The 9,739-nt window shown below is 66.4% G+C and carries 9 protein-coding genes; 5 read left to right on the top strand and 4 right to left on the bottom strand.

What is annotated here, in order from left to right:
• Positions 1-20 precede the first annotated feature (20 nt).
• On the bottom strand, positions 21-668 hold the full coding sequence (gene orn, locus AC2VOG_RS09075) for an oligoribonuclease (protein WP_486939578.1): 648 nt from the start codon (positions 666-668) through the stop codon (positions 21-23).
• 118 nt (positions 669-786) lie between these two features.
• Between orn and AC2VOG_RS09070 the strand changes: the two genes are divergently transcribed.
• Positions 787-2,325 carry a helicase HerA-like domain-containing protein gene (locus tag AC2VOG_RS09070; protein WP_486939577.1) on the top strand — a complete coding sequence of 513 codons (1,539 nt, stop codon included), beginning with the start codon at positions 787-789 and terminating at the stop codon, positions 2,323-2,325.
• Position 2,326: 1 nt separating this feature from the next.
• Here AC2VOG_RS09070 and cmrA read toward each other — a convergent pair whose 3' ends face one another.
• Positions 2,327-3,133 carry a mycolate reductase gene (gene cmrA, locus AC2VOG_RS09065; RefSeq protein WP_486939576.1) on the bottom strand — a complete coding sequence of 269 codons (807 nt, stop codon included), beginning with the start codon at positions 3,131-3,133 and terminating at the stop codon, positions 2,327-2,329.
• A gap of 24 nt (positions 3,134-3,157) precedes the next feature.
• Here cmrA and AC2VOG_RS09060 point away from each other — a divergent pair, with 24 nt between their 5' ends.
• Positions 3,158-4,480, top strand: a complete 1,323-nt coding sequence (locus tag AC2VOG_RS09060; protein ID WP_486939575.1) for an MFS transporter — start codon at positions 3,158-3,160, stop codon at positions 4,478-4,480.
• Between the two features lie 3 nt (positions 4,481-4,483).
• Here AC2VOG_RS09060 and AC2VOG_RS09055 read toward each other — a convergent pair whose 3' ends face one another.
• Both AC2VOG_RS09055 and AC2VOG_RS09050 read right to left on the bottom strand, forming a co-directional pair.
• On the bottom strand, positions 4,484-5,239 hold the full coding sequence (locus AC2VOG_RS09055) for an MmpS family transport accessory protein (protein WP_486939574.1): 756 nt from the start codon (positions 5,237-5,239) through the stop codon (positions 4,484-4,486).
• A 76-nt stretch (positions 5,240-5,315) separates the two neighbouring features.
• Positions 5,316-5,948, bottom strand: coding sequence for an SACE_7040 family transcriptional regulator (locus tag AC2VOG_RS09050; protein ID WP_486939573.1), 633 nt, complete (start codon positions 5,946-5,948; stop codon positions 5,316-5,318).
• 81 nt (positions 5,949-6,029) lie between these two features.
• On the opposite strand from AC2VOG_RS09050, the gene AC2VOG_RS09045 reads away from it, so the two are divergent.
• The 3 genes from AC2VOG_RS09045 to AC2VOG_RS09035 all read left to right on the top strand — a co-directional run.
• The gene (locus AC2VOG_RS09045; RefSeq protein ID WP_486939572.1) at positions 6,030-7,580 is read left to right on the top strand and encodes a carboxyl transferase domain-containing protein; all 1,551 of its coding nucleotides are present in this window, start codon (positions 6,030-6,032) and stop codon (positions 7,578-7,580) included.
• A gap of 5 nt (positions 7,581-7,585) precedes the next feature.
• Positions 7,586-9,571 (top strand): acetyl/propionyl/methylcrotonyl-CoA carboxylase subunit alpha, encoded by a 1,986-nt coding sequence (locus AC2VOG_RS09040; protein ID WP_486939571.1) that lies wholly within the window; start codon positions 7,586-7,588, stop codon positions 9,569-9,571.
• The coding region (locus AC2VOG_RS09035; protein ID WP_486939579.1) for an acyl-CoA dehydrogenase family protein at positions 9,564-9,739 on the top strand (176 nt) is incomplete at its 3' end. The genes AC2VOG_RS09040 and AC2VOG_RS09035, both read left to right, overlap by 8 nt.

Below are 9,739 nucleotides of genomic sequence, written 5' to 3'. Positions count from 1 at the left end.
GAGAAGCGGCGTCGTCGATACTAGCGGCTCGGGCCGTCGGCGGCCGAATCCGCTCCCTCCGGCGCGGCCGAGTCGACACCGAGCTCGGCGGCGACAGCGGCGATCTCGCTGGTCGTGGGCCCGGGCTGGGGCACGAACGCAGTGCTCCGGTAGTACCTCAACTCGCGGATGGACTCGTGGATATCGGCCAGCGCGCGGTGCGCCAGTCCCTTGGACGGCTGACCGTAGTAGATCCGTGGATACCAGCGGCGGCACAGTTCTTTGATCGAGCTCACATCGATCATCCGATAGTGCAGAAACGAGTCCAGGGCCGGCATGTCCCGCGCGATGAAGCCGCGGTCGGTGGCGATCGAGTTACCGGCCAGCGGCGCCGTTTTGGCCTGCTTGACGTGCTGACGGATGTAGTCGAGCGCCGCAGCCTCCGCGGTCGCGAGATCCACGGTGGACGCCCGCACCTCGTCGATGAGACCGGAGCGGGTGTGCATCTCGGTGACCACGTCGACCATCGAATTCAACGCGGCGTCCTCGGCATGGATGACCATGTCGAGTCCGTCACCGAGAATATTGAGTTCGCTGTCGGTCACCAGGACGGCGATCTCGATCAATTTGTCCGAGCCCAGGTCCAGCCCGGTCATTTCGCAGTCGATCCATACCAATTCGTCCCGCACAGCGTTCACAGTAGGCAAAGTTAGCTGGGCAGGCTGCAGCCACCCCGCCCGGCCGCGTCAGCCAGTAAGGTCATGCGTGATCTTCGACCACGGCGACTGCGGGAGTGACAAGGGTCTTATGGGCACTGAATCGGCAGCGACCCCGGCACAGCAGATCGCGGCTGGCTACGCCGTCGGGGGGCAGGCTCTGGAACTGGGCGCCGTCGTCGTCGACGGCAACGCGGACCCGGCTGCGCAAATCCGCATCCCGCTGGCCACCGTCAACCGACACGGCCTGGTGGCCGGCGCGACCGGGACCGGAAAGACCAAGACGCTGCAGGTGATCGCCGAGCAGCTTTCCGCGGCGGGCGTGCCGGTGCTGATGGCCGACGTCAAAGGTGACCTGTCCGGCCTGTCGCGACCGGGCCAGAGTAACGACAAGATCACCGAGCGCACCAAGGAGACCGGTGACGACTGGACGCCCACTGCCTACCCGGTGGACTTTCTGTCGTTGGGCACCAAGGGCATCGGCGTTCCAGTGCGGGCCACGATCGCCAGCTTCGGGCCGATTTTGTTGTCAAAGGTATTGGGGCTCAACGCTACCCAGGAATCTACTCTGGGGTTGATCTTTCACTACGCCGAGCAGAACAACTACGAGTTGTTGGACCTGAAGGACCTGCGCGCGGTGATCGCCAAGCTCACCAGCGACGAAGGCAAGGCGGATTTGAAGTCGCTGGGCGGTGTTTCTGCGACGACGGCGGGGGTCATCCTGCGTGCGCTGGTCAACCTCGAGGCTGAAGGCGCCGACACGTTCTTCGGCGAGCCAGAGTTAAAGCCCACGGATCTCTTGCGTTTCGACGACAAGGGTCGTGGCGTGATCTCGTTGCTGGAACTCGGTGCTCAAGCGGCCCGACCGGTGCTGTTCTCCACCTTTCTGATGTGGGTGCTGTCCGATCTTTTCCGGACCCTGCCCGAAATCGGCGACGTCGACAAACCCAAGCTGGTGTTCTTTTTCGACGAGTCCCATCTGCTGTTCAGCGAAGCGTCCAAGGCGTTCCTGGAGCAGGTCGAGCAGACGGTCAAGCTGATCCGCTCACGCGGGGTCGGGGTGTTCTTTTGCACGCAGCTGCCGACCGATGTGCCCAACGAGGTGCTCTCTCAATTGGGCGCGCGCATCCAGCACGCGCTGCGGGCGTTTACTCCAGACGACCAGAAAGCGCTGACGAGGACCGTCCGTACCTACCCGAAAACCGATGTCTACGACCTGGCGTCGGCGCTGACGTCACTGGGCATCGGCGAAGCGGTGGTCACTGTGCTCTCCGAACGCGGCGCCCCGACCCCGGTGGCTTGGACCAGGCTGCGCTCGCCCCGGTCGTTGATGGCCGCCCTGGGAGACGAGGCGATCAGCGCGGCCGCCAAGGGCAGCCCCCTGCAGGCAACGTACGGCGAGACCAAGGACCGCGAATCCGCCTACGAGAAAATCGAAGCCGAAAAGGCCAAGGCGCAAGCCGAACAACCGTCGCGGCCGACGGGGTCGAAGAACGCGCCCGAGGCGGCGAAAAAGCCTGGCTGGTTCGGTCGATTCGTCAACAGTCGCGGCTTCCAGAACTTCCTCAAGGTGCTCGGCACCGAGCTCATCCGCAGCATGTTCGGGGGCGGCAGCAAACGCCGTCGCTAGGTCAGCCGCCGCCCATCTTCTTGTAGAAGCGTCCGACGATCGGCGCGACGATCGCGCGCGGTGAGTATTGGCTGGCCGCCGACATCGCCTTGGACGTCACCCCGGGTACGATGCGCATCTTGTTGTGCGCCAGTGCATCCAGCGATTTCTTCGCGGTGTATTCGGTGGAGATCCACAAGAAATTGGGTACCAGCTTTTCGACGATCGACGCGTCAGCCGGGCCCGGCAGTTCGGTGCGCACCGGGCCGGGGGCCAAAACCGTAACGTGCACACCGGTTTTGCGAAGTTCGCCACGCAGCGACTCGCTGAAGGTGTTCGCAAACGCCTTGGTTGCCGCGTACGTCGCGTTGTAGGGGATCGGTGAATTACCGGCTGCTGAACCGGAAATCAAGATGCCGCCGGCTCTGCGCTCGAGCATGCCCGGCAGCACCGCCAACACCATGTCATGCACCGCGACCGCATTCAGCTGTACCTGGGCACGCTCCACCGCGGGGTCGAGCGTGGCGACCGGCCCGAAGGTCGCGGTCCCGGCATTGGCGCACAAGATCGAGACATTCCGGGTGGCCAACTCGTCGAGCAGCTTTGACCGTTCGGCGGTGTCGGAGAGATCAGCGGGCCGCACCTCAACGGTCACGCCGTACTTCTCGCCCAGGCTGCCGGCCAGCGCGTTGAGCTGATCTTCGCGCCGCGCTGTGATGATCAAATTGTGGCCGCGAGCGGCCAATTCGGTGGCCAGCGCCGCGCCGATGTTCTGTGAAGCCCCGGTTACAACTGCGCGAGCATCGGGGCTGGGAGCGGGGACCGGCATGCGCCAATGGTAGACAGACCAACGATGTCTGAATCCAGCAGCCACGTTCCACCCGGCACCAAGCGGTCGCAAGCGGTGGCGTGGGCGCTGTGGGACACCGGTTCGGCGGGCGTGAGCGCCGTGGTGGTGACGTTCGTGTTCTCGGTCTATCTCACCGGTGCCGTCGGCAAAGGTCTGCCAGGTGGCGTTACGCCGGCAAGCTGGCTGGGCCGGGCCTTGGCGATCGCCGGGCTGTCCATCGCGGTGTTGGCGCCGGTGATCGGTGTCTGGGTGGAGAACCCCCGGCGGCGCCGCCTCACACTGACGGTACTGACCGGCCTGGTGGTGGCCTTGGTCAGCGCGATGAGCCTGATCCGTGAGCGACCGGACTACTTGTGGGCGGGGCTGACCCTGCTCGCGCTCGGTGCGGCGTGCGGCGACCTGGCCAGCGTTCCGTACAACGCGATGCTGCGACAGCTCACGACGCGGGACAACTCCGGGCGGATCTCCGGCTTCGGCCTGGCCGCCGCGTTCGTCGGCAGCGTCGGGTTGTTACTGGTGGTCTACTTCGGCTGCATCGACGGGAAGGGGCCCACCCGCGGATTTCTGCACCTGCCGGTGGGCGACGGGATGAACGTCCGGATCGCGATGCTGGTCGCGGCCGGCTGGTTCGTGACGTTTGCGACGCCGCTGCTGCTGACTGCGCACAATTTTCCGTCGTCGAGCGCAGCCATCCCCACCCATAGCGCGCTGGGTGGCTACCGCAAACTCTGGCAGGACCTGGTTGGCGAATGGCGTCGAGATCGCAATCTGGTCTACTACCTGCTTTCGTCGGCGATCTTTCGAGACGGACTGGCCGGTGTGTTCACCTTTGGCGGGGTGCTCGGCGTCAACGCCTACGGGATCGCGCCCGACGCTGTCCTGATCTTCGGGGTAGCCGCCAGCGTGGTGGCCGCGCTGGGCGCCGTTGCCGGCGGATTCCTCGACGACCGGATCGGCTCGAAACCCGTCATCGTCGGATCGCTGGCCTGCATCATCGGCGCCGGATTGGCGATGATGGCGCTGTCGGGGCCGCGCGCGTTCTGGGCCACCGGGCTGTTGCTGTGCCTGTTCATCGGGCCCGCGCAGGCGTCGGCCCGCACCTTGCTGCTGCGGATGTCCAGCGACGGCAAGGAAGGCGTGGCTTTCGGCCTCTACACGATGACCGGGCGTGCGGTGTCGTTCGTGGGGCCGTGGCTGTTCTCGGTGTTCGTCGACGTGTTCGGCGCGGTGCGGGCCGGAATGGGCGGCCTGTGTCTGGTCATGATCGTCGGGCTGGTGGGCCTGATGCTGGTGCGAACCCCGCACCGGATGGCGCTGGCCGACTGAGCCTCAGCCGTTGCCGCTGCAGATCGTCAGCCCGGCGCCGCTGCGGTGGCTGATCTCCAACCCATCCACGGTGACCGTGCACGTGACGTCATGTCCGATGTTGACGATCGTGACGGTGGGCGTTTTGCTGCCGGACTCGGACAAGCTGACCTCTTTCGTCCACGGCAACGCGACGTTGAACTCGGTCTGCATCATCCCGTCGGTGTCCACGTAGGTGATGCTGATGGCGCGGCCGTCGCCCATGACGTTGTAGGTCACGGTCTGCATCGCGCTCGGATCGGTCGACTGACTGGGCCCGGTGGTGGCGGGCTCGGGTGCCTGGGCCGACTGCGACGGCGAGTGGGGTACCGCGGGGATGGCAGTCCGCGAGCTCGGCGTCGACGGCAGCGCCGGCACCGCGGTTTGCCTTCGGGCCGTGCCGTTGGCGATCACCAACGCGACGACCAGCGCGGCCACCAGCACCACCGCCGCGGCCGCGGCGATCCAGAGCCAGCGCGGCGTCCTGGGCTTTCCGGGCTCGGGCTCTTGCGGCGGCTGATTCGGGGGCGGCTGACCCTGCCGCCAATATTGCGGCAGTCTGTCGGTCGGGTTTGCCGAATTGGGATCGTAAGACGCATCGGAGTAATACGGCGGCGGATAAGTCGGCTGGGAACTGTAGGCCGGATCTGCATAGGGCTGGTACGGCTGGCTCAGGCGTTGGGTTTGCTCAGTCTGATCTTGCGCCGAACGCGTGTGCCCGAGATGACGTCGATCGCTCATACCCACCTCATTTCTGCAGCGTACCTGCAGCACAACGGTCGGCGCCGAAATGTCTGATGGACGCCGGAAGTGCTGGTCACACCGATGCTGCGGCAACGGTCAACGCGGCCACCGTCATCGCCCGCAGCACCGCCCGCGACCGTGCGCCGCAGTCTGGTTTCAGGCTGTGCGGCGTGGAGTTCAGCAGCCCGAACACGGCATGCGCCATCAGTCGGGCGTCGGCCTCGGCGAGCCCCGGCTCGACGTGGCGCAACACGCCCACCCAGACTTCGACGTACTGGCGCTGGGCGCGCCGCACCTGGCGCTCCGCGGTAGCCGGGAGATGGGCGAGGTCGCGGTCCTGGATCCGGATGAGGTCCGGCTCGCCCAGGGCGAAGTCGAGATGGAAGTCGATCAGCCCGTCCAGCGCCGCGGCCGCGTCGGTTTCGCGCAACCGGACTTCCCGCGCGCCGGCGAGCAGCCTGGTGCTTATGCCGACCAGCAACTCGACCAGCAGCGACTCTTTGTTGGGGAAGTGCCGGTAGATCGCGGGACCGCTCACTCCGGCTGCGGCGCCGATATCTTCGAGGCGAACCGCGAGGAAGCCGCGCTCGGCGAACAGCCGCTCGGCGGCACCGAGCAATTGCAGGCGGCGATCCGATTTTCGCCGGCTGCGGGGGTTCGGCGCAGCGTCGGGGTCGCCGTGGTCGGCCGGAGCGGTCGCCGCCATCGCGCCTCCCTGGACAGTTCGGTTAATCCCCACTAACATAGCACGAGTTAGTGACCATTAACCGAAATTGGCGTGTGACCGATGACCTCACCTGCGGAAAACCGCAACGCGCACAACGCTCTTGTGGAGCAGTTGCGCGGCAAGCTTGCGTCAGCGGCACTGGGCGGCTCGCCACGTTCCCGCGCCCGTCATGTCGACCGCGGCAAGTTGTTGCCGCGCGATCGCGTCGACGGACTGCTCGATCCGGGCAGCCCGCTGCTCGAAATCGCGCCGCTGGCCGCCGATGGAATGTACGACGACGAGTGCCCCGGCGCCGGCATCATCACCGGAGTCGGCCGGATCTCCGGCCGTGAATGCATGATCGTGGCCAATGACGCAACCGTCAAAGGTGGTACCTACTACCCGATTACGGTGAAAAAGCATCTGCGCGCCCAGGAGATCGCGAGCCAGAATCGACTGCCCTGCATCTATCTGGTCGACTCCGGCGGTGCGTTCCTGCCGCGGCAGGACGAGGTATTCCCCGACCGCGAGCATTTCGGCCGGATCTTCTACAACCAGGCCAATCTCAGCGCACAGGGCATCCCGCAGATTGCCGCGGTACTGGGATCGTGCACGGCAGGCGGTGCGTACGTTCCGGCGATGAGCGACGAAGCCGTGATCGTGCGTAACCAGGGCACCATCTTCCTGGGCGGCCCGCCGCTGGTGAAGGCGGCCACCGGGGAAGTGGTCTCGGCCGAGGATCTCGGTGGGGGAGAATTGCATTCGAAGACTTCCGGCGTCACCGACCATCTCGCCCACGACGACCGCGATGCGTTACGGATCGTCCGGCGCATCGTCTCGACGCTGGGCCCGCGCGAACCGCGGATCTGGGACGTGCGGCCCGCGGTGGACCCGATCGCCGACCAGTCCGAGCTCTATGACGTGGTTCCTGTCGACCCCCGGATTCCCTACGACGTGCACAATGTCATCGACCGACTGGTCGACGGTGGCGAGTTCGTCGAGTTCAAAGCCGACTACGGCACCACGCTGGTCACCGGGTTCGCCCACATCCACGGCCACCCGGTCGGCATCGTGGCCAACAACGGTGTGTTGTTTTCCGAATCTGCGGTCAAGGGTGCACATTTCATCGAATTGTGCGACAAGCGGATGGTGCCGCTGCTGTTCCTGCAGAATATCTCCGGGTTCATGGTCGGCCGCGAATACGAAGCCGGCGGGATCGCCAAACACGGTGCGAAGATGGTGACCGCGGTGGCCTGTGCACGGGTGCCCAAGCTCACCGTGGTGATTGGCGGGTCTTACGGCGCGGGCAACTACTCGATGTGCGGGCGGGCGTATTCGCCACGCTTTCTGTGGATGTGGCCCAATGCGCGGATCTCGGTCATGGGCGGTGAGCAGGCGGCCTCGGTGCTGGCGACCGTGCGCGGTGAGATGACCGCCGAGGAGGAAGAAGCGTTGAAAGCCCCGATCCGCGCCCAATACGAACATCAGGGTAACCCGTATTATTCGACGGCCCGGCTCTGGGACGACGGCGTGATTGACCCAGCAGACACCCGAACTGTTGTCGGACTGGCGCTTTCGGTGGCGTCCACCGCACCGGTCGGACCGGTCTCCTACGGCGTCTTCCGGATGTGAGCGCGATGGGATTTCACACCGTCCTGGTTGCCAACCGCGGCGAGATCGCCGTTCGGGTGATTCGCACGCTCAAGGCGATGGGCATTCGCTCGGTCGCGGTGTACAGCGACGCCGATGTCGACGCGCGGCACGTGGCCGAGGCCGACGTGGCGATCGCCATCGGCCCGGCGGCGGCGCGAGACAGCTACCTCAGCATCGCCGCGATCGTCGACGCCGCGCGGCGCACCGGTGCTCAGGCGGTGCACCCTGGCTACGGATTCCTATCGGAGAACGCCGATTTCGCGGTGGCGCTGGACAAAGCCGGGATCGCGTTCATCGGACCGCCGGTGGGCGCCATCCAGACGATGGGCGACAAAATCGCGGCAAAGCGCACGGTGTCGGCCTTCGGGGTGCCGGTCGTTCCCGGGATCGCGCGGCCCGGTCTGAGCGACGCAGACCTGATCGCCGCCGCCGACGAGGTCGGCTATCCGGTCCTGATCAAGCCGTCCGCCGGTGGCGGCGGCAAGGGCATGCGGATGGTCGAGCAACCGGCCGACTTGCCGGCCGCACTGGTCAGCGCTCGTCGTGAGTCCGCGGCCGCATTCGGCGACGACACCCTGTTCCTGGAGCGATTTGTGCTGCGCCCCAGGCACATCGAAGTCCAGGTGATGGCCGACGCGCACGGCAACGTCGTCCACTTCGGCGAGCGGGAGTGCAGTCTGCAGCGCCGTCATCAAAAGGTCATCGAGGAGGCGCCGTCGCCGTTGCTGGATGCCCCGACCCGCGCGCGGATCGGCGCCGCCGCGTGCGATACCGCTCGCAGCGTGGATTACACCGGGGCGGGCACGGTGGAATTCATCGTCTCCGCCGACAGTCCGGACGAGTTCTTCTTCATGGAGATGAACACCCGGTTGCAGGTCGAGCATCCCGTCACCGAATTGGTGACCGGGTGGGATCTGGTCGAGTGGCAGATCCGCATCGCGGCAGGGGAGAAGCTCACCGTCGAGCAAGCCGATATTGCTTTGCGCGGGCACGCGATCGAAGCGCGGGTCTACGCCGAGGATCCGGCTCACGGTTTCCTGCCCACCGGCGGCGACGTGCTGGCGGTGACGGAACCCGATGCGGCCGGCGTGCGCGTCGACTCGGGCCTGTCTGCCGGAATGGTCGTCGGCAGCGACTACGACCCGATGCTGGCGAAAGTCATTGCACACGGCCCTGACCGGGCCGCAGCACTACGCACCCTGGACCGGGCCCTGGCCGGCACCGCGGTGCTCGGGGTGGTCACCAACATCGAGTTCGCCCGCTTCTTGCTGGCCGACCCCGATGTGGTCGCCGGTCGGCTCGACACCGGGCTGCTCGACCGTCGCGCCGGCGACTTCGTCGCTGCCGAACCCTCCGACGAACTGTTCGTCGCCGCGGCGGCGTTCCGATGGTTGCGGCGCTTTCCCGCGCCGGGCGCAGATCTGTGGGGCGTGCCATCCGGATGGCGCATCGGGGGCCGGGCGCCGGTGAGCATCCGGCTGCGATCCGGCGAGCGCGCCGACCACGTGCACATCATCGGTCACCCTGACGCCGCCCAGGTCCGCATCGAAGACGGTGAATCCCGTTCGCTGCGAGCGGCGTTGGCAGGTGACCAGCTGACGGTGACGCTCGACGGGCTGCGCATCAGCTACACCGTCGCCGCGCAGGACAGCAAGGTCTGGCTGGCCGGCAACAGCGTCGTCGCGGTGCTCGACGAGGTACGTGAAGCGCCGGTCCGCGCAGACGAGGAGCGCAGCGGTGACGCCGAACTGGTCAGCCCGATGCCCGGCGCGGTCGTCGCGGTCGGCGTCGAAGACGGCGCCGCGGTCGAGTCGGGCACCGTCGTGGTGACCGTCGAGGCGATGAAGATGGAGCATGCGCTGACGGCGCCTGTCGACGGGATCGTCGAACTTCTGGTCGCGGCCGGCGATCAGGTCAAAGTGGGTCAGCCGCTGGCCCGAATTGCGGCGAAAGTGGGAGAGCATGACTGATTTTCTGTCGACCGGGACGCTTCCCGACGAATACCAGCAGCTGGCCACGGCCGTCCGCGACTTCGCCCAGAGCGTGGTCGCGCCGGTGGCCGCCAAGCATGACGCCGAACACTCCTTCCCCTACGAAGTGGTGGCCGGCATGGCCGAGATGGGCCTGTTCGGTCTTCC

The organism is Mycobacterium sp. TH-M11, assembly GCF_057473725.1.
The sequence above is the reverse complement of the archived record's forward strand: the minus strand, read 5'-3'. Positions and strand labels throughout refer to the sequence as shown.

Coding starts and splice junctions, on each gene's coding strand:
- AC2VOG_RS09050 (WP_486939573.1), bottom strand. CDS start 5,948: ATGGCGGCGACCGCTCCGGCCGACCACGGCGACCCCGACGCTGCGCCG.
- AC2VOG_RS09045 (WP_486939572.1), top strand. CDS start 6,030: ATGACCTCACCTGCGGAAAACCGCAACGCGCACAACGCTCTTGTGGAG.
- AC2VOG_RS09070 (WP_486939577.1), top strand. CDS start 787: ATGGGCACTGAATCGGCAGCGACCCCGGCACAGCAGATCGCGGCTGGC.
- AC2VOG_RS09055 (WP_486939574.1), bottom strand. CDS start 5,239: ATGAGCGATCGACGTCATCTCGGGCACACGCGTTCGGCGCAAGATCAG.
- AC2VOG_RS09060 (WP_486939575.1), top strand. CDS start 3,158: ATGTCTGAATCCAGCAGCCACGTTCCACCCGGCACCAAGCGGTCGCAA.
- AC2VOG_RS09040 (WP_486939571.1), top strand. CDS start 7,586: ATGGGATTTCACACCGTCCTGGTTGCCAACCGCGGCGAGATCGCCGTT.
- cmrA (WP_486939576.1), bottom strand. CDS start 3,133: ATGCCGGTCCCCGCTCCCAGCCCCGATGCTCGCGCAGTTGTAACCGGG.